The 19,475-nt window shown below is 48.6% G+C and carries 19 protein-coding genes and 1 pseudogene; 17 read left to right on the top strand and 3 right to left on the bottom strand.

The window, feature by feature from the left end:
* Positions 1 to 46: 46 nt before the first annotated feature.
* Positions 47 to 307, bottom strand: coding sequence for a hypothetical protein (locus tag MNU25_RS19350; RefSeq protein ID WP_306425098.1), 261 nt, complete (start codon positions 305 to 307; stop codon positions 47 to 49).
* 246 nt (positions 308 to 553) lie between these two features.
* Between MNU25_RS19350 and MNU25_RS19345 the strand changes: the two genes are divergently transcribed.
* From MNU25_RS19345 to MNU25_RS19315, 6 genes are all read left to right on the top strand, one after another.
* Positions 554 to 2,188, top strand: coding sequence for a spore germination protein (locus MNU25_RS19345; RefSeq protein ID WP_240986560.1), 1,635 nt, complete (start codon positions 554 to 556; stop codon positions 2,186 to 2,188).
* 16 nt (positions 2,189 to 2,204) lie between these two features.
* Positions 2,205 to 3,302, top strand: coding sequence for a GerAB/ArcD/ProY family transporter (locus MNU25_RS19340; RefSeq protein WP_240986559.1), 1,098 nt, complete (start codon positions 2,205 to 2,207; stop codon positions 3,300 to 3,302).
* Complete coding sequence (locus tag MNU25_RS19335; protein WP_240986558.1) at positions 3,299 to 4,492, top strand: Ger(x)C family spore germination protein; 1,194 nt, start codon at positions 3,299 to 3,301, stop codon at positions 4,490 to 4,492. The genes MNU25_RS19340 and MNU25_RS19335 overlap by 4 nt, the downstream gene beginning before the upstream one ends.
* Positions 4,493 to 4,529: 37 nt before the next feature.
* Complete coding sequence (locus MNU25_RS19330; RefSeq protein ID WP_240986557.1) at positions 4,530 to 4,745, top strand: hypothetical protein; 216 nt, start codon at positions 4,530 to 4,532, stop codon at positions 4,743 to 4,745.
* Positions 4,746 to 5,221: 476 nt separating this feature from the next.
* Positions 5,222 to 6,331, top strand: a complete 1,110-nt coding sequence (locus MNU25_RS20750; RefSeq protein ID WP_306425097.1) for a two-component system sensor histidine kinase NtrB — start codon at positions 5,222 to 5,224, stop codon at positions 6,329 to 6,331.
* A gap of 787 nt (positions 6,332 to 7,118) precedes the next feature.
* A complete protein-coding gene (locus MNU25_RS19315; RefSeq protein WP_240986556.1) occupies positions 7,119 to 7,607 on the top strand; it encodes a DUF5698 domain-containing protein in 489 nt (162 codons plus the stop codon).
* A 129-nt stretch (positions 7,608 to 7,736) separates the two neighbouring features.
* Here the strand turns inward: MNU25_RS19315 and MNU25_RS19310 are convergent, their stop codons facing one another.
* Positions 7,737 to 8,057 (bottom strand): hypothetical protein, encoded by a 321-nt coding sequence (locus MNU25_RS19310; RefSeq protein ID WP_240986555.1) that lies wholly within the window; start codon positions 8,055 to 8,057, stop codon positions 7,737 to 7,739.
* Positions 8,058 to 8,915: 858 nt separating this feature from the next.
* Between MNU25_RS19310 and MNU25_RS19305 the strand changes: the two genes are divergently transcribed.
* The 10 genes and pseudogenes from MNU25_RS19305 to MNU25_RS19270 all read left to right on the top strand — a co-directional run bounded on the left by MNU25_RS19305 (position 8,916) and on the right by MNU25_RS19270 (position 16,750).
* Complete coding sequence (locus MNU25_RS19305) at positions 8,916 to 9,224, top strand: hypothetical protein (RefSeq protein WP_240986924.1); 309 nt, start codon at positions 8,916 to 8,918, stop codon at positions 9,222 to 9,224.
* Entirely contained in the window at positions 9,221 to 10,087 is an 867-nt protein-coding gene (locus MNU25_RS19300; protein ID WP_240986554.1) for a GGDEF domain-containing protein, read from the top strand. The genes MNU25_RS19305 and MNU25_RS19300 overlap by 4 nt, the downstream gene beginning before the upstream one ends.
* Positions 10,088 to 10,459: 372 nt before the next feature.
* The gene (locus MNU25_RS19295) at positions 10,460 to 12,130 is read left to right on the top strand and encodes an HD domain-containing phosphohydrolase (RefSeq protein ID WP_240986553.1); all 1,671 of its coding nucleotides are present in this window, start codon (positions 10,460 to 10,462) and stop codon (positions 12,128 to 12,130) included.
* Positions 12,131 to 12,530: 400 nt separating this feature from the next.
* Positions 12,531 to 12,851: pseudogene (locus tag MNU25_RS20745) on the top strand (DUF5658 family protein).
* A gap of 31 nt (positions 12,852 to 12,882) precedes the next feature.
* A complete protein-coding gene (locus tag MNU25_RS19290) occupies positions 12,883 to 13,095 on the top strand; it encodes a helix-turn-helix transcriptional regulator (RefSeq protein ID WP_240986552.1) in 213 nt (70 codons plus the stop codon).
* Positions 13,073 to 13,201, top strand: coding sequence for a hypothetical protein (locus MNU25_RS20230; RefSeq protein WP_261487712.1), 129 nt, complete (start codon positions 13,073 to 13,075; stop codon positions 13,199 to 13,201). The genes MNU25_RS19290 and MNU25_RS20230 overlap by 23 nt, the downstream gene beginning before the upstream one ends.
* Positions 13,202 to 13,864: 663 nt before the next feature.
* Complete coding sequence (locus MNU25_RS19285) at positions 13,865 to 14,140, top strand: hypothetical protein (protein ID WP_240984363.1); 276 nt, start codon at positions 13,865 to 13,867, stop codon at positions 14,138 to 14,140.
* A 458-nt stretch (positions 14,141 to 14,598) separates the two neighbouring features.
* Positions 14,599 to 14,781 (top strand): PRD domain-containing protein, encoded by a 183-nt coding sequence (locus tag MNU25_RS20740; RefSeq protein ID WP_372503568.1) that lies wholly within the window; start codon positions 14,599 to 14,601, stop codon positions 14,779 to 14,781.
* Positions 14,782 to 14,981: 200 nt separating this feature from the next.
* Complete coding sequence (locus MNU25_RS19275; RefSeq protein WP_240984365.1) at positions 14,982 to 15,152, top strand: helix-turn-helix domain-containing protein; 171 nt, start codon at positions 14,982 to 14,984, stop codon at positions 15,150 to 15,152.
* 719 nt (positions 15,153 to 15,871) lie between these two features.
* Positions 15,872 to 16,750, top strand: coding sequence for a DMT family transporter (locus MNU25_RS19270; protein ID WP_240984381.1), 879 nt, complete (start codon positions 15,872 to 15,874; stop codon positions 16,748 to 16,750).
* Between the two features lie 340 nt (positions 16,751 to 17,090).
* On the opposite strand, the gene MNU25_RS19265 is transcribed toward MNU25_RS19270, so the two are convergent.
* Positions 17,091 to 18,746 carry an IS1634 family transposase gene (locus MNU25_RS19265; protein WP_240986551.1) on the bottom strand — a complete coding sequence of 552 codons (1,656 nt, stop codon included), beginning with the start codon at positions 18,744 to 18,746 and terminating at the stop codon, positions 17,091 to 17,093.
* A 242-nt stretch (positions 18,747 to 18,988) separates the two neighbouring features.
* Between MNU25_RS19265 and MNU25_RS19260 the strand changes: the two genes are divergently transcribed.
* Positions 18,989 to 19,249, top strand: a complete 261-nt coding sequence (locus MNU25_RS19260; protein WP_240986550.1) for a hypothetical protein — start codon at positions 18,989 to 18,991, stop codon at positions 19,247 to 19,249.
* Positions 19,250 to 19,475: the final 226 nt, after the last annotated feature.

Genomic DNA, 19,475 nt, shown 5'->3' with positions numbered 1-19,475 from the left:
AAATGATCAACTCCTTATTGGTAGTTCTAACCATTTACACAAAACTTCATACGTCCTCGCCAATTCCAAAATGCGTTAACTCACCTAAGACAAAATTTTTCTTTTGTTTTGTTCTGAACGGAGCTACCCATAATCCCCCAGCTATATGCCCATATAATGTTTCCGTCTTTCCAGCCTTATAAATCAACAAGTTAGATGTATCCATAAAAATCGTACCTAATAAACCTCCCAGAAGTCCTGTAGTAATTGAATCCTGCATCTTGCTTATTTTTTTAAGCATATGCAGTAGACTCATAATCAAAGTCATTGAACATGCTCCACCCTTCTAGTAATAAGCGTAAGGGCCATTTTCTTCTGCGGGTTAGTTTACTCAAAATCAGATTTATTATTCACATTCATTATAATGAAGTGTATCCTGAAATACACGCTGGTATCCGGATTGAGTTAGGGGAATTAATCTCCTTTTAAAGGCAGTTGCCTCTTTAGGTGGATAAATACGACAATAATGGTAAACAATATACCTTATTTCCTTGTTTTAAGAAGGAGCCGGTAGATGACAAAGTTTATTAAACCTCTAAAACTTAAACCGAAGTTACTAGGGCAAAAGCAGGAACAGGATAAGCCCCCAGTGAACCAAACAGAAAATGCCGGACTTTCAGGTGCAGCCTGGAAAGATGAGGTTTTGGGCCAAGACCTGGAAGCGAACCTCCGGCAAATTAAGGCCATTCTGAATAAATGCAGTGACGTAATTTACCGGGAATTTATTTTTGCCCAGAATGAGGCGATCCGGCTAGCCCTAATCTATACGGACGGTCTGGTCGATAAAGCCCAAATTAGTGAGCAAATTATGAGGGCACTGGCTCTGGAAGTCCCGCAGGTTGTACCCGGTCTAGAGCTCACCAAAGCACAGGCCCTCGAATTCATTAAACAAAGGGGTCTGTGCATTCACCAAGTCAAGGAAAGCAACAGGCTTCAGGATCTCATCCTTGCTATTCTCTCCGGAGATACCGTATTGCTGGTGGACGGTCATGCTACCGCTATCATCAACGGAGCCAGGGGTTTTGAAGCGCGGGCTATTTCCGAGCCGGAAGCTGAACCCACGGTTCGAGGGCCGCGGGAGGCTTTCGTCGAGTCTTTAGGGGTCAACACATCGCTTATCCGGAGGAAAATAAAAAGCCCCAACCTAAAAATTGAGACCTTGAGGCTGGGAGAGGTTAGTGGAACGGATGTGGCCATCATCTATGTCGAGGGCATTGTCAATGACAAACTGGTGACAGAAGTGAAAAGCCGCCTGGAAAGAATCAAGATTGATGCCATCCTGGAGTCCGGCTATATCGAAGAACTGATCGAGGATGGCCCCTGGAGCCCTTTCCCGACGGTGAACCACACCGAGAAGCCGGATCGGGCAGCGGCGATGCTCTTGGAGGGCCGAGCGGTTATCCTGGTGGATGGTACACCCTTTGTCCTAACCGTACCCATGTTGTTCTTCGAAAGTCTCCAAGCTTCTGAGGACTATTACGAACGTTTTCTGTTCACTTCAGCTATACGACTGGTCCGGTTTTTGGCCATGGTTACCTCACTTGTTTTACCTGGACTGTATATAAGCCTGGTTAGTTTTAACCATGAGCTACTCCCGACGACGCTTTTACTGAGTATTGCTGCACAACGCGAAGCAGTTCCTTACCCTGTTCTTATCGAAGTATTGGCTATGGAATTTGCCTTTGAAGTCTTACGGGAGGCAGGGATCCGTCTGCCGCGACCCATCGGCCAGGCGGTCAGTATCGTGGGTGCCCTTGTGGTTGGGGAAGCCGCAGTACAGGCTGGTATGGTTGCCCCCGCCACCGTCATTGTGGTCGCTTTAACGGGGATAAGTTCTTTTGTTGTTGCTTACAGCACCAGTATCACTTTTCGCCTGCTCCGTTTTATTTTAATTATCTTGTCGGGTACCTTGGGCCTAGTCGGGTTAATTACAGGAGTGGCGATGATTGGTATCCATTTGTGTACCCTACGTTCTTTTGGGGTTCCTTACCTATCCCCTTTGGTTCCCACAACAGCCGTAGATTTAAAGGACACTTTCTTTCGGGCACCTTGGTGGGCTATGTTTTCTCGCCCCCGGCTGGCGGTAAGGCAGGGACAGAAAAAGCAGGCACAGGATTTAAAACCAACCCCACCTGAGACCGGGCCCTAATCGAGGGGGTGTAATATTGGAACAGGGTAAAATTGACAGCAACCAGGCTTTCCTACTGATGCTAAGCACGGTGCTACCAACTGCTATTCTCACTGTACCTGATGTTGCAGTAAAGTTTGCTAAGCAGGATGCCTGGATCTCGCTAGTAATCGCCACTCTGGTAGCAATGGCAATCGCTGTGCTGATAGTGAACCTGAGCCTACGTTTCCCGGAGAAAACTCTCTTTGTTTACCCCGAAGAAATTCTAGGCAAGGTATCAGGGAAAATTGTAATTGGCTTGTATGTGTGGTGGTATCTGCAACTGGGTTCTGCTACTATCAGGGAGTTCAGTTTTTTTTTGGTCACGGTTAGCATGCCTGACACCCCCATGATCGTTTTTTCAATCATCATAGTTGTCGTGTCAGCCTATGCCGTTTATAACGGTTTGGAAGTTCTAAGCCGGTTCAACCAACTGTTTATCCCTGTAACAGGTCTGTTGGTCATCGTATTTCTGTTATCGACCAAAGATATGAAACTGACCAGACTGCTGCCGCTTTTTGATACTAACATGTCTTCTGTGTTGAAAGGTGCAGTTACACCCACCATGTGGCTTGCGGAGATTGTCACGATCGGGGTCATTATTCCCTATCTGAATAAGCCTAAAGAAGCGTACCGGGTAGTTGTGCTTGCTACTCTGACCAATGGCTTTCTTTTAACCGCCAGTGTCTTGGAGGCTTTGCTTATTTTCGCTCCCCATCTAACGGCCGACTGGCTTTATCCAATCTATAATGCGGTGAGAGTCGTCTCGATTGCCCATATTGTAGAACGGCTCGAATCCGTTATTTTGGTGCTCTGGCTCATCGGAGGTTTCGTCAAACTTGGGGTATTCTACTATGCAGCTGTTTTAGGCAGTGCCCAGTGGCTGGGACTTAAAGATTACAGATCTTTGGTGGTTCCGCTCGGAGTAATTTTAGTGGCGCTCTCCTATCTGCTTTACGGCAATAATATTGTAGACTTGCTAGATTATTTTGCTGAGGCATGGGTGCCCTTTGATTTGCTAGTCTTAGAAGTTGGGATTCCGTTGGCCTTGCTGAGTATAGCACTCATTAGGGGAAAGGGAGGAAAAAAAGGTTGAAAAAACGGATTGCCACCTTTCTTCTTTTACTGCTAATACTTATTAGCTTCCTCGAAGGTTGCTGGAGCCGGACGGAGCTAAATGAATTGGCCATTGTCCTCGGCGCAGGCGTTGACCTTACAACCTCAGGACAAATTCAGTTGACCTTACAAATTGCTATTCCTAAGGCATTTGCCGGTGGTGAAGGTGGCGGGGGAAAAGGAAAGGAAGCAGCAAGCTGGGTCATCTCTGCAGAGGGTAAAACGATTGATGAGGCCGAAGGATACCTAGCAAAAAAGGTTCCACGCAAAATTTACTGGGGGAATTGTAATATTCTGGTCATTGGCGACCAGATGGCGAGAAAGGGAATATGTCCGGTAACCGATTTCTTTCTGCGCGAAGGGCAGACTCGGGAGAGCATGTCAATAATAGTAACGAAAGGGAAGGCTAAAGACTTCCTGGAAACCTCTTCGGTTTTGGCCAACACATCGGTTCAGGCTGTCGAAGTTTTATCCAGGAGGAATTCCGGTTATTCCGTTCCACTCTGGGAATTTGCCGAGATGCTGGAGAATAAGGGTGTAGAGCCGGTAGCCTCCTGGGTTAGCATTCAACAAACAGGGAGTACTCCCGGAGCGGACAAGGGAAATTCCCCGGCGGATAATCAGGCAGTGTTTTCCGGAGTCGCGGTTTTTAAGGGAGACAAGCTGATCGGCTGGTTGAATGCCAACGAAACCATGGGATTACTCTGGTTGAAAGGTGAGACAATGAAAGGGACAATCACGGTGCCCAGCCCCGCCGAACCCGACAAAATGATATCTATTCAGATTCGACAGGGAAGTACGGAGGTTATTCCGGAATACGACGGGAAAAATCTGTTTTTTAAGGTTAACCTAAAGGTTGAGGGTGATGTTTTAGACGAACAAAGCCACGAGGACCTGACTAAGACGGATAAAATTAAAGCCCTTGAAGAGGAAATGGCTGCTGAAGTCAAAAAGAGAACGACCGCGGTTTTGGAGAAAGCCCAGCGGGAGTACGGTGTGGACATTTTTGGTTTTGGCAATGCCTTTCACCGGAGTTACAAAGTGGACTGGCGGGGGTTAAAAGACCGCTGGGACGAGAAGTTCACCCAGGCAAAGGTAAAGATTTCGGTAGAAGCACACGTACGTGACATTGGCCTTTTAGGCAAAGGAGTTAACGCTGTCGGACAATAATTAGAGCTAAAAAGCAAAACTTCAGGGAGGAAAAAACATGATCGTCTTATTGCTCGCATTGTTTAGCGGCATTATTCTATTCGAAGTTCTGGGCCTGGTTAAAAAGAAGATGTGGCGGGAACTGGTAGTCTTTTCGGTATACATGTCTCTCGGTGCATCATTAAGCATTTTAGAAGTTTTAGGGATAGATGTGCCTAATCCCGGTAAAGGTATCGAGGCTTTGCTTAAACCCCTCACAGAATTACTAAAGTAAAGAGATGTTGATAGGGGCCATTGACCAGATGCTACCCTAAACCAGCGGGATGGGGCTTTACCCCAGAGGAATACATCTTATGAGCCGTATCCCGTGGTTGCTGTGACGATTTATCGGCAAAGATCTGAAGGCAGCAGAGAAATGGGAGAAATAGTTGGATTCCAGTGTGAGAGTAGTAGTTCTAACTGCGAGTCCCGCTGCACTTATAAGATGCTGATGGAGGATTTTTAAGTTGTTGATTACCTTGCCCCTCGCCCCATGCTAAGTTTAAGAACCCGCCGCTTGCGTGGGACGGGTCCCCGTGAGGAATGGTGCGAAGGTCCCGATTTTTTTGGGTTATTGGCAGGAATATGGGGGAGAATGTCGAAAAGCTGAGTTAACGTAGTGGGAGGGCCCGGTATATCATATTGAACGTTTAAGAAACCTCCAGAAAATGTTTTGGAGGTTAGATGTGTTTAAGGAAGAAGAAATGAGCCATGACCAGTCTTGATTTTCTGAAGGCCAATCCCGAGTTACAGCGAATTTTGCGGGACTCTGAGTTTCTTGATAGCCTACCCATTGGGTTTTCCATCGCTACAGGTAAGAAAATCGTATATAATCCCATTGCAGCGAAACTTTTACGTATGGAACCTTGGAATAATGCATCTGGCCCGCTCCTTGCCAAAGTATACCATGACGGCAAGCCCATCGCGGCAGAAGATCTACCGATGCAACGGGCAGCCCGCTACGGCGAAGTCATTGATAGATTCGAGTTGGAATTCGTATGGGAAGATGGTGAATCTAAATTTGCCCGGTGGAGTGCCAGTCCATTACGGGATGAAAGCGGCAACCTCTGTGGTTCTCTAGCGATCATCGAGGATGTTACAGATTTGACCAGAAATGGCATTACTGAGATGAACCAAATTCACGCAGAAATGACACGTCTCGAACGCCTGAATTTAGTCGGACAAATGGCGGCGAGTATCGGGCATGAAATCAGAAACCCAATGACAGCAGTCCGAGGATATCTCCAGTTGTTGGGTGCCAAGCCGGAGTTCCAATCCCATCGCTCGACGTTTGGCACCCTGATCAGTGAACTGGATCGGGCCAATGCCATTATCTCGGAGTTCCTGTCACTGGCCAAAAACACTTCCACACAGAGAGAATGTCAAAATATCAATGATATCTTACGGAATTTATATCCGTTACTAGAGGCTGATACGTTCACCCAGAACAAACAAATAGTGTTTAAAGCGGGGGAAACGCCGGATATTCCCTTGAACGCCAAAGAAATTTCGCAACTGGTACTCAATTTATGTCGGAACGGGCTGGAAGCGATGGAAGAGCGGGGGACTCTTACGATTCGTACATATACTGAGGACGGACAAGTGGTATTATCTGTACAGGACGAGGGGACTGGTATCCCTACAGAATATTTGGACAAACTAGGAACACCGTTCTTTACGACAAAGGAAAATGGTACAGGACTGGGGCTTGCCACTTGTTACGGCATCGCAGACCGACATAACGCCAGGCTCGACGTAGAGAGCGACCCCAACGGAACTACTTTCTTTGTCCGATTTCCTGGTCTTGCTACAAATCATTAACTCAATTTCTTGAGGGAAACAGTTCTATTCCGGCACAACCCGGGGATCTTGGTGATCGGGGTGTGTCTGGATAGGGGGGGGATGTGTTTCCTCTATCATAGAAAGACCGAAAGCGGACGGGATTGTTTGGCTGGAAATTGACGGATATAATGGCCTTATCACAGTAAAGGAAAGGCTTGAGGGCGTTCTCCCAGTGCAAATAGTGAGGCTCAGTAGTTATAAGCTGGGCTTATTTTTTTGCCCGTTTTCAGTTAGCAATTTGTGGTTTTTTTTCGTGGGTAGAAGGGAATGGCGGGGGGAGCGTGGAATAAAAATAGGTATAGCACGGTAACGTCTTGGTACAGGGTCAAGGGTGAATCACCCCTCCGGTTGCGCATCTGATAAAGCCTAGCTAGTAGCCAGAAGTCGAGTACCGAAGAGCCCGGTGCGGGGGAATTGGGAATAGAGCTCTTTTAACCAGAATTTCATTACAAAATATAGAGCAAATAGACAATAGAGGATAAAGCACAAGAATATAGAAAGAAGAAAACAGGGGCTAAGGATTAGCGTTCTTCGGGCAGCAGGGGCAATGTAGGAAAAGCGGCAGCGCATGATTGTAGAGTGCGACAAGGAAAATAGTGAACATTTACAATCTCCTCAAACCCCTATGGCGTTTTCACAGTATCAATGGGGAACGAAAATAGCAGGGCGGGGTTCCAGTTAGGTCGGTGTGCACTCGAAAATGGTGCATCAGACGACCTCAGTTTGCAAGATACGATGGAATATTGAGGAGAAGGTGGTGCAGCCCGTGATAATTTTGGGGATTTTGATTTTCTTTGCCAGAATCGTTGATGTTTCCTTAGATACTCTGCGGGTTAAGTCTATCATCCGGGGGAAGAAATTCGTCGTCTCGACGATTGCCTTTGTTGAAATCATCGTCTACACTCTGGGGGCTTCCCAAGCGTTTAAGTACGTCATGCATCCGACGGTTCTTCTTTTCTATGCCTTGGGGTATGCCGCCGGGAACTTTGTGGGGATGCTCATTGACGACAGGCTTTCGAAAGATAGCGTTTTTGCCTTGGTTGTCACAGAGCATGACGAATGGACTTTGGCGGACACACTGAGGGAACGCGGATTTGCCGTCACAACTGCCAAAGGGTACGGCTTGAACGGAGCAGAGAAGGCGCAGCTAAAAATGGTGATCAAGAAAAGACGGTTTGCGGAATTAGCCAAGCTCATCCATGAGTTCGACCCGGCTGCTTATGTGGTGACCATGGATGTTAAGGATATGAAGTAGCTTACAGTTAGGCAAAGATGGGGCGTGAACATTCTTTAGTGTAAATGGAATAACCATCCAAAACTTATGAAACGGTGGACTTTAAGTCTGCCGTTTTCCATTTCACCGGTAAGCCCCGAGCGAACTCTATTATTGATTGAGATCATGACTTCGGGAACTTGCATAATCGATTAATCCCCGGTTTAAATCAGCAAATTCGGTGCTGATTTTCGGGGCTTCCAGCCACTGACTTTTCGGAGAGCGGCGATCGAAACGTTTAAGAAATTCTTGGATGTGGTCACCTTCATAAGCGTCCCGGAATGCTTCCAAACTAAAATGGGAAGAGAAATTGCAGTTAAGATTTAAGTGGTTGTACAACTCTTCGCTGATGAAGCGAGAATTTCTCATGTCTACAACCCGTCGAAAAGAATTAAGTACTTTTTTCTGTTGTTGCGCCTTAAGAGGACACAATGTTACGCCCCCTTTTGTTCTTATAGCGGGCGATTCGCAGCCCCATTTCGTTTAGTGGAGGTGTTGTCCTCCCGTTCCAGTCCTTACACTGGAACGAGGCCAAGATCCGAGGATACTCTGGGGGCTCACTGGAGAGTCGGACCCTCGAATCGTCCAGTCCAGAGTTAGGTTATCTGACACGCCGCGAGGCGGTCAGAAAAGGGCCTGAGGCCGAGGAGCAGACCCGTTTTCGAATACCCAAGCGACAGCCGGTATTGGATTAGGCCGAGGTGGTCAGGCGAGACGGCGCTATGAGTTGCAGCCTGGCCGGAGACGGTCGAGCCGGGGCTAGGTAAGGAACCCCTGGGGAGATGTACATAAGTGTTTAGGCATGGGGAGGCTCTGAACAACGAAAGAGGGTTACCGAATGAGACCTCCTGCGGCTCTCCGACTAGGAGCAGGTTATAGGGAAACCGCATGCCGCAGGAGGAGTCAGCGCCGTCATAGTACCTGGATATACCAGGGAAGGACGACACCGCCGGACAGAGAAGGGTGAGCACCAACAGCTCAAGCTCTTCGAGTCTCCCCGCTAGGGGATAGCATTGGGGCCGCCGGATGCGGGAAAACTGCACGTCCGGTGACAACGGGGGCTGGCATCCCGTGAGGGGTGCCTTCTACCCACTGGTATAACTTCCGTGGGTGAACAACAGAAGAGAGCTCTGCTGTAAGGACAAAGACAAAGTAAGCTTCTTAGGTGATGTGTTGCTGATTTAGTGCCTCTGGGGTATGATAGGAATGTGAAAAGCACATTGCTTAAAACGAGAAAACGGAGGTCTGTCCGTGAGTATTAAAGAAGAACCCAAAAAAGCAGAAATCCAAATGCACTTGTCTGAATTTGAAATGCCTCCAATGCAAGATGTATTAATTGTGGGTCGGAACGCACCTATTGGCCCCGAGGCAGCAAAAAGAATGGTTGATGTTCTCAGCCCGGATCAATATAAGGTCATTAAAATTGATCACCCAGTCATAGAGGCCATCGTAGTGCGAAATGCTCTCATAAACATGATCCCGGAAGAAAGACTAACCGAGTTTATTTTAGAGGAGGGGGAAAGGATTGTTGACGCAAGCATGATCATAAAAGCGCATGTCGGCATAACGGTGCACGTCAGCAAATCTATCGATTTATGATAAACATCAAGCGCGTTGCAAATATCTATTCTAAAGAATTTCCGGCTGTTGATTTTTTGGATGGAGTGTCGAAGAGTAGGTCGTTTTTATTGAAAACGGGAACTTCCTGTTGTCTGGTTATGGACGGAGGTAATCTGGTAGGAGTCATAACATATAAGGAATTATTGAGAGCACATCCCAACAGGATCATTGCCGACGTGATGTGTCGGGAACTGGTGACTGTTCCGGCAGACATGCCGCTTTGGCAAGCTCAAGAAGTTTTTGAGGGTACTGGATTGGAAGTTTTGCTGGTTCAGGAGGACGGAGAGTTGTCCGGTGTCCTACCTCGCAACCTACTCGAAAAACACCTTGGACCTCACACGGATTTATTAACGGGGCTTTATAAGAGTGATTACATATACTATCATGGTGTTCGACTCCTGGAAAATAAGCAGGAGATCAGCATTGCTTTTTTTGACATAAACAAATTTGGTATCATTGATAAAACTTACGGCCATACAGTGGGGGACGTTATTCTAATCGAAGTGAGCAGATTGTTAAAAGACAATATTCCGGCGGAGGCTTTTTTGTGCCGTTTTGGAGGAGATGAATTTGCTGTTTTATTGCCAGCACACTTGGATGAAGCGGTGACCTTTGCTTACCGGTTGGCGGATATTGTCGATCGGCACAGTTTTTCCCACGGAATAGCGATAAGCATTTCGGCCGGAGTCATTGGGGGACGGAGGCACGAAGAACGTGTTGACGATCCGTGGGATACAATGGAAAAATTAATGAATGTCGCGAGTCTAAGGTCAACAGAAGCAAAGAATAGTAACGCAACACTTTTAATGACTGAAATTCAGGGCACAAATGAAATTGCCTGAACCCATATATGAGCGGATGGGAAAATTACTAGCTAGAGTCCCCTGAAAAACTGCTAATTCGAAGAAATTTCGGCCAAAGATATCCAACCCAACCCGCATGAATAAAGGGTTTACCAGCGGAGGCGTTGGCTGGATGTTATAAAATACGGACTTTTTCAGGGGAATCTAGCTAGGGGATGAAAATATCAAAGCTCTATTTAAACTGTTTGAATTTCATACGGTTCTTTGCGTTTTTGTCATTTAGTGAGACATTAAGGGAGGAATGGGAGGGAGTGTGGCTGATTTCGTCGACTCGTATACCGTATTGATTAGGGAGAAGCGTGAGTTCAGGCCAAAAGCCGTATGCCTGCCTATATCAAGGAGGAGAGCGCAATGTCGAAACGTAAATTCCCCATCACAAGTCAAGTGGTGAAGGGCCATTGCCTACGCTTTGGCATCCGCAGGCAATTATTGTTGGGGGTGCTTCTGTTGGTAATTGTCCCAGTTGTTGTAGCAGGAATCTGGGTGAATTACCGGATGAGCATGATCTTGAGCCAGCAAGCACAACAGGAGTTGGTGAATGTCGGTGAAGACGCGAGTTTGTTGCTCACTCATTCCCTGGATATGCATAAAGAAAAGATTTTAGGGGCTGTTTTGGAGGGGGATTGGTCGGATCCGGAAGCCCGGCGGACACAACTGGAAGCGCTGTACCAGGATGGGAACGGCTGGAGCCAATTGGAGTATTGGGATGCCCAATCCGGGAAACTTCTGGCGTCACTCCCGTCCGTGCCACTGAGGCTGGTGAATGGCCAAGGGGAGTCTTGGTTTGACAATGGCCTGACCCAAAAGGGAGGGGTGGCTGTCAATGCGCAAGAGACCGCAAGTCAAAAGGGCGAGGGACTCCGCTTTACTGCCATTGTGCGTGATTCTCTTGGACGAGCAAAGGGTGTGCTGACGGCGCGCCTGCCAGCAGGCTTTTTGCGTGATGAACTGAGAAATACACTCTCTTTGCCGCCCAAAACCCACGTCTGGCTCGTGGATCCAAAGAATCAGTTTCTGTTAAAACCCAAAACCTATGCGGGTGAACCAGAAATGTTCAGTCAAAATTTTGTGCAAGTACTTAAACAAACTCAGTTAGTTTCGGTACGTACTATGTCTGAACTTGGCTGGACGTTGATTATAGCAAGCGATCGCCAAACAGCGCAGTCCATGGCGGGAGAGGTTACGAAAGAGATTAGTTATATCACAGGCGCGATTCTTTTGGCCGCCTTAATCCTGGCACTTTGGTATATTGGTTCGCTTCTATACCCGGTGCACAAGCTAATGGCCCAGATTCGCGCTTTGAGTGAAGGGTACAGTGTACAGGATTTGCCTCCCTTACCGGAACGACGAGATGAAATCGGGGAGGCGGCAGCAGCTTTTCGCGTCTTGGCGGGACAGGCGGAAAAAATGTCACGGGATCTCATCTTATCGTTGGTGACAGCCTTGGAAACGAGGGATCCCTACACGAAATATCATTCGGAACGAGTTGCCATTTATGCCCGGCTACTTGCTCAGAAAATGAATCTTAACCCGGTTAAGCGCGAAAATATTGTACGGGCCGGACTTTTGCACGATGTTGGCAAAATCGGCGTCCCGGAGAACATTCTCAAAAAATCCGGGGCGTTAACGGAGGCGGAGTGGCTGGAGATGCAAAACCATTCGCGTTACGGTTATGATATTGTTCGGGAAGTGCCCGCCTATATGCAGGCTGGAATTGCTGAAGCGGTGCTCCAGCACCACGAACGTTGGGATGGTCACGGGTATCCCCAAGGACTGGTCGGCGAGAACATCTGTCTGGAGGCGCGGGTCTTGGCCGTTGCAGATACCTTTGATGCCATGACGTCTCATCGAGTTTATCGTCGGGCTTTGAGCATCGACCAGGCTTTAGCGGAAGTGGAACGCGGATCCGGAGGGCAGTTTGATCCGGAGTGCGCGCAAGCCTTCTTGTCGTTGCCGATCTCTGAACTCAGATGCTATCTGCAAGACAGGATCTTAGAAAGACCCGTAAGCGAAGTTTGCTAAGGCGAGGTGTTAGAGAGACGTATACATATTTCGGACGATTAGGATGGACTTCCGCTGGTCAGGTCAAAGTGCATTAGGCTCTTGAGTCCAAACATCTTCGAAAAGTGGAAAGAAACGCAGAAACTCAAATTGCAGCTAGTGCAACATTACTCTACTCCGAAGTCCTGATGCCCGGTAGAAAACATAAAGACCACGAAATCTTCCAATATGACTTGGAAGCAGGGATAAAGGCGGCTTTTATACAATGCCTAATCATTCACCTTATCACTCCTATGCTCAGTTTTTACGTAAATGTTCAGTGAACCATTCAGTGAACATTTAAAAGTTAACAAAACGGGCTGAAATTAGTCCGACCCGGTGAGAATTTGACGAAAGTTCTTATAGAGGGGACAGTAGTAATATGGGCTTCTCTCCACCCCACAACAGAAAATCCCTGCTATTCCTAGCAGCCCTGGCCGTTCTCACTCTTCTTGACGGTGCGCTAACGCTCTGGGGGCTTCGTCTTGGCGCAATTGAGGAGGCCAATCCTATTATGATGCGATGGTAAAACGCCGTCGCGTTCATGGCGGTCAAGCTGGCACTGCCGGTCCTCCTGGGGGTCCTGCTGTGGCGGATAGGAAACAGGCCGCACGCACTGGTTTCTCGGCTGCTGGGTATTGCGGTGTTGGCATATGGCGCGGTCCTCGTGACTCATGCCCAGTGGATTCTGCGCGGGCGATAATGGAACACCGGGGAAGGAATCTAGGAAACTTATGGACAGCGTCGGTCAATTATTGGCACAACTACGTGAGGAAAAGGGCCTCTCCCAGGCAGAACTGGCTAAACTGGTCGGGACAACCGCGAATCACATCTGCGATCTGGAGCGCGGGAAGCCGGGCAGTATTGCACTTCTTGCGAAGCTGGCAGTGGTGCTCGACGTGCCTCTGGAAGAAGTGTGGCTGCGTGGAAACCGACCTGAGCCATGATCAGTGGCTCGACGACTTCATCGACTGGCTGGAGTCACGTGGCGAATATTTTGGCGGTGGCACGAAAGATGTCACGGATGAGGAATTGGCAGAAGAAGGGAAATGAGAAGAACAAAGCCCTCAGTCATGCGGGGAGCGTGTGATTCTGTCCACTGTGGGCAGGGAGCGTTGACCACATTTTGACCACGCAAGTAAGTAAAAACCGTAACTTCGCGTTAAAGATGTTACACCACCTGAGCCCGAAAACCCTGATTTTACGCACCCTTGGGCACTGGCGTTAAAGATGTTACTGCTTAGTGTAACATGGGCGGCATGATGTAAGAAGAGCCTTGAAACCCTTGATACAAGCGGCTTTCGGAGTTTGTCTACCCCCGGAAACGCCATCGGGTAACGAAAAGGTAACATTTCCTGATAAAAGAATTAGCACCCAATAGGGGTACACACTAAATTTAGAGGTTTCTCACGAGTTCACTGAACTTGCGGGAAGCCTCTTTTTCACGGATTAGCTTTTCTTTATAGAGCCCAAAGGACGTGTGGAGGGAACCAAAACGGTGACGGTGACCCGAAGCGAGATTCTCACGGCCCTGAATTAGCCCGGGCGGTTCGTGTTGGCTTTGGTTTTCGCGGATGGGGATCAAGCGGGGCCACCGTCTACCTATTCGGGCCGTTTCAGACGGAACCGGATTTTGGCGTAACCAGTGTAAACTATGATCTGGCAGGCATATACGATATAATGATATTAAAGGTATATACAAAGGGAGATTGCGTTATGGAAAACACGAAAATGACCCCCATCCGAATGCCGGTGGAACTGTTGGCAGAACTGGATAAACGGGTTGGGCCCGGAAAACGCAGCAAATTTGTGATCGAAGCGACCGAGGAAGAACTACTTCGGCTGAAACAAAAGAAGGCTTTGCTGTCAACAGCCTACATCTTTGAGGAAAAAGACTACCCCGGTTTTGCCAGCCGTGAAGACACTTACGCTTGGGTGCGTCAGCTGCGGGAAGAAACGGAGGCTTGGAGGAGGGAAATGTTTGCGCAGTAACGATTTTCCCTTGGACACACTCTTGTGATCGATTTCCTTCGTGGACGAGAAGAAACAGTGGCACTGCTGAACGGATTTGTTGAGGAGGGGCCGCTGGCTTGCAGTCACTGAACCCGGTACCCGCCTGAAATCTCTCAAAATCAAAGGCAAGCCGCTCGTCGTGATCGGCCGCATAGATCTGAATTGGTCGGGAGTGTCGTTCATTTCTTTGGAGGAATGGTTTCTGGGTCAAGGGCGCCAGCGGCTGCTCAACCTTCTGCACTTGCCTGCCGTGGATGCGGACTTAGGGCCCAGCCCTCAGGAGCTGGAGCAGCTCTTGGGGCAATACTTGCGCTTCCTCAATCCGGGACAAATCTTGAAAATAACCCAACAGATTGTGCGGGATATGGGAAAGGACTTGCACATCACCCTCAAACCGCATCATGTCATCAATCTGGTCGTACATTTGAGCTGTTTTGGTGGAACGGCTGCAGGTGGGCGAGGAAAGTCCGTCCTGGCCGGGCCAAGACGAAATACGGAACCGACATCCCCGGGCCTGGACCGGGGTGGTACACTCTTTGCGCCTCTTGGAAGAGACGTTTAACCTATCCGTCCCCGAGAGTGAAATAGCCTTTATGGTCCAGTTCCTTTTGGAAACTTAACCGGAGCGCGAGCTCCGGTTAAGTTTTTGTCCGGGAGAGCGTGCCGAGAAAAAGCGCATAGTGTCTCGCAGTGTTTCAAGAGACGGGCATATTTTGCCGAGCTACGGCAATCTCTGATGCGGGCGATGATTTTAACGGCAGAATCTTTCATTGGGCGCAGGCATCTCGCCGAGTCGATCGGTCAGGGGGTGGATCAATTTTTGCAAAATCCTGATGTCATGCCCTTGAATCGCATGGAGGAACTTCTCGTGCGCAGTGCGCTCAGTCGCTATGGGACAACCTTGGAAGGCAAAAGACGGGCAGCCAGGGCTTTAAATATTTCTTTGGGTACACTGTACAACAAAGTTAAGCGTTATAACGTCAATAATTAGTACAGGGTAAGGTGTTATCAGTCTCTTTATTCTGGATTAAAAGAGTCAATTTATTTTGGATTGAAAATTAGTCAGTCAGTCAATTCCAACCCTCTTCAAGCTTTTCCGGGGAAACCAGAACACTTTCCGTCGAGAATAAAGTGATTGCGAAAACTGACTTCCAGTCCAGAATACGGTGACCGGCAACAGGTAAGGCTCATATTACGTTGTACTAAACCGCTACCGTATATACAACTCAAACCGAATCCAGCTAACATGTTCTTTTAAGAGGCCGTCATGGTTCTTTCTTCCATATTAACATTTTTAAAGTGTTTGCCCGATGTATCCTAAATATTTACAAAGAGGAGCGTTCGGATGGTACCTTTAACAAGCCTAAAAGACTTGTCATGACATCCTTCTTATCCACCTTAAACGTTGGAGAAATATCGGGCTTGAAAGCGCAGGGTTTAAATGATTATAGTGCTTGAGCGCGTACCCACCCTGTCACTGTCATCAACGAGGGCTGGCTCAAACGCCTTTTCAGCGCATTCCCCGGGCAACTTCGCGGGCTTTTGTGCTATACTAAACGTATAATCGCATCCAGGTGCAAAGCAAGGGAGTATTCCGTTTATAATGATAAAGTGGGGCCCGACAGCTAAAGCTGCGCTGGTATTAACCTTGGCACAATTAATGTATGGCGGTAACCTCGTGGCCGGAAGAATCATGGCTCAGAGAGGGACATGAAAACTGCGATGATTAACGGAATTGTTTCCGCAACTCTGGTGGGAGTTTTACTCAGCCTAGCGAAGATCTGCTTCTCTGGAATGTCGGTTATCCTGTTCATGTTGATCGTACTGGGTGGAACGCATCTTACGCTTCTAGCTATTCTGTTAGTGCGACGAGAAGGCCGACAGGTTTTGTCAGCCGGTAAGCGTTATCCAGAGCTGTATTTAGTGGGTGTCTTGGGTACTACCTTGAGGTTGTTGCAGAATTGGGGGCTAGATCTTAGTTCACCCGTCAATGCCGCCATCCTGTTGCGGGGTGATTTGCTGTTCAGTCTCATAATTGGCTACCTTTTGTGGAAGCAAAAGTTGCGTCGTTTGGAGTGGGCAGGTATGGGGACCATGCTCGTGGGTGTTACTCTGGTTTTACAAATCTCCTGGCAAAGATTTCGCCTTGGCTCCGGCGGCAACATCTTATTTCTTGGCAGTGCTTTTTTAGTGGCAGTTAATGCTGAGATCATTAAACATAGGTTGGGTCAGGTAGAAAATATGATAGTGGCCTATTTTAATTCTGGTATGTCTCTTATTCTCTTCCTAAGCGGGGCCGCGTGGACGGGGGAGTTAGGAGCATTTCCGCGGGCTGGCATGTTAATTTGGGTGTTGGTGTTCACGAGCATTATTTTTCAGGTCATCCAGTACCGGTGTTATTATCGTTCGTTGGAGGGATTGCCAACTTGGTTGGTCCGGGTTGTTCATTTAATCACACCGATTATAGCCATGGTTACGAGTGCCTGGTGGTTACACGAAAGGATCAATATGGCTCAGATTTTGGGGATGTTGGTGGTAGCTGGCGGGATTACGCTTATTTATGGCGCACATGCAAAGAGCTATTCCTAGCCAGGGGACTATCTGACGGAATATCTTTAACAAATATCCTATCCTTTTAATGATTACACGGCCTCAAATCCTTATGGCATCTGGGCTTCAGGCACTTGTGGCTTCCCGGATACGCCTTCAAACGAAATGTAGTGGCTTCGCTCAGTTCATGATGCGAACTACATCCTGCCTTTGTTTACTTGTACTATCCGACAATGTAGATCGACGCGCGGGCCGAGCGGGCTGCAACTAAGTGACCCCTGGTGCTTAATCTCGCTTTCGACAGTCCGTAGACACGGGAAGTGCCTCAAACCCTTATGGCATCTGGGCTTCAGGCACTTGTGGATAACGTACCGTGTACCTACACTTTTTGTCCCTTGGGAAGCGAAATATCCCATATTCTCGGGGGTTCCGGCAATTTGAGTGCTGAAAAAATACCCGTTTGCTCTTGGGTTAATTCTGTCCTTTGAAAGACTTTCCCGTCCGTCGATTCCCACTCGACGAGATAAATTTTCCCCAGTTCGAAACGAAGGTTGGCCCAGGTTTGTTGAGTCTCTACTTCTGCCAGGCGTACCAGGAGCAAAGCCAGCCAACACAGCAGGACATGGGCACAGATCCGATCGTCTTTTCGGTGGTAAACAGGCCGTAGCTCCAGAGTCGTTTTGAGCGTGCGAAAAGCCCGCTCCACTTCCCAAAGCTGTTTGAAGCCCAAGGTGATATCCTCTATGGAGAGGGTGTCATCCGAGGTGCGGATAAGGTATTTCCCGTCCAGCCTTTCCGCGGCTTTGACCGCTTTCTGGTTAATCCTAAGGTTGCCTTTAGCATCGATTTGCAAATATCGCTTGTAGACGATATGGCTGTAGAGGGCACAGTGTGCTTTGGTGTGCGCTTCTCCGTCCAGCTCCTTCAGCTTCGCGAGCTTCTGCTTCAGCTTCTCCAGGTGCTTGGCGCGGGTATGGGCATCACGCTTGGCTTCCGCAGGGTTACGGACCAGAACGTAGCGGATGCGGGCCTCTCCGTGGCCGACAACGACTTCTTTCGCCTCCAGATTCTCTTGAAGCGTGCGAAACCTTCCGGGATGGGAGAGGGCCTCCTCGACTTCGGGCTTACCGGCTCTAAGACGTTCTCCAGCGATGTAGTGGCCCCCGGTCCTTTGCAGAATCCGCAAGTTCTCCTCGGAGGAAAAACCCCTATCCATCACACTCACGACCCGCCCCAACTTCCAACCCGCCAGATCCCGCTTGACTTCCGGGATAACCGACATATCGGAGGTATTGCCGGGCCAGACCCAAGAGCGAATCGGGATCCCGTCCCGTGTGACCGCCAGGCCGATCACAATTTGGGGCAAATCGGGCCGGCTGTCCTTTGAGTGACCCAGCGCCTTTAAGTCCTGTTCCTCATCGTCCCACGCGTCCATTTCAAAGTAAGTCGAGGTGGTATCGAAGAACAGGAGATCGACTTCAAGATAGAACAAGTCCGCTACGGCATAAAACACCTCTCGCTCAACGTCTTCCTGGGATTCCAAGAGGAAATCCATCGCGCGATAGCAGTGCTGAACCTCCACGTTCGCAAGGCCGGGAATGACTACCTTTTCGGGCACCCATTTCTCCAATTGCAGCTTGCTCAAAGGTGCCAAAGCCCGGTTAGCCACCATCGCGAACAGAGCGCGTTCCACCTCCGTGCGATACTCGCGCTCTTTCAAGCGGCGCTTCAAAATGCTATCGATTCCGAGTTTCCGCCAGAGCTGATCCAGAAACCAGGCACCGCCCAGCGGGCGACAGGAGAGGAACTCCGGTTTCGGGGCCTCCACCGGATCGAGCGGTTCCCCAAGGAAACGCCGGATACTGCGTTCCAGCCGGCGAAGGGACTCCATATCCAACCGATCCAAGCGTCCGAAATTAAAAAGGACATTCGCCTGCGGAGAGCCGGTTTTCGGATTACGAACGTTATGAGCTAACTGAACGTACTTAACCACACTATTATCTTTGTTCTTACGAGACGTCACACGTATATACATGCCTACATTTTACCACAAGTCAGACATACCTTCAAGTATTAATAAGGGATATCCACGGCTTATCCACATAACCGTGTGCCTACACATTTTCACTGTTTTTGCCTGTGGATAAGCCCTGAAACCCGCATGAATAAAGGCATCCATTTTTTAACGGATGCCTAAATCCACGAAAAACTGTCGAAGCCGAGTTCATCAAAGGGCTGGAAAGTGCTTTCCATAAAGCCAAAGGAAAAAAGATTAAAGTGCATACCCACAAATGGGTTTACGACAACGTCATGCGTTCCCCAGAAGTTCAAAAGCTCTACAAAGTCGATATTGTGGGGCAGGGCGATGAGAATAACCCGGAGCACTACACTACAATCGCGAATAGCATCTTCTCCCTCATGTCCCCTTGGTACATCTGGCGACACAAGGACAAAGTGAAAGAATATGCCATGAAGAAAAGGCTGGGGTACCAACTGGAACTCACCCCACACGCTATCGAGGAGCGCAAGTTGCCGTGAAAACCGTACGACGCACCCCCCATCCTCCGGCTTTCCGGTTCGGTGGGGGTTAGCGTCCTTTTAATCCGATAGGTAAGTTACCCCTCAGCATTACCTGTTTGGGTTCCTTTTCCCCCGGTTCGCACCGTACGTGCAACTTTCATCGCATACGGCGCTCCATCGAGTAATTAACGACTTTGACTTGATCTTTCCCTATTCAGGTAGACTGATTGTTGTACCACAAGTA

It is taken from the genome of Acididesulfobacillus acetoxydans (assembly GCF_902729405.1).
Taxonomy (GTDB): Bacteria; Bacillota; Desulfitobacteriia; order Desulfitobacteriales; family Desulfitobacteriaceae; genus Acididesulfobacillus; species Acididesulfobacillus acetoxydans.
Note: the sequence above shows the minus strand (reverse complement) of the source record. Positions and strands in the feature narration are given on the sequence as shown.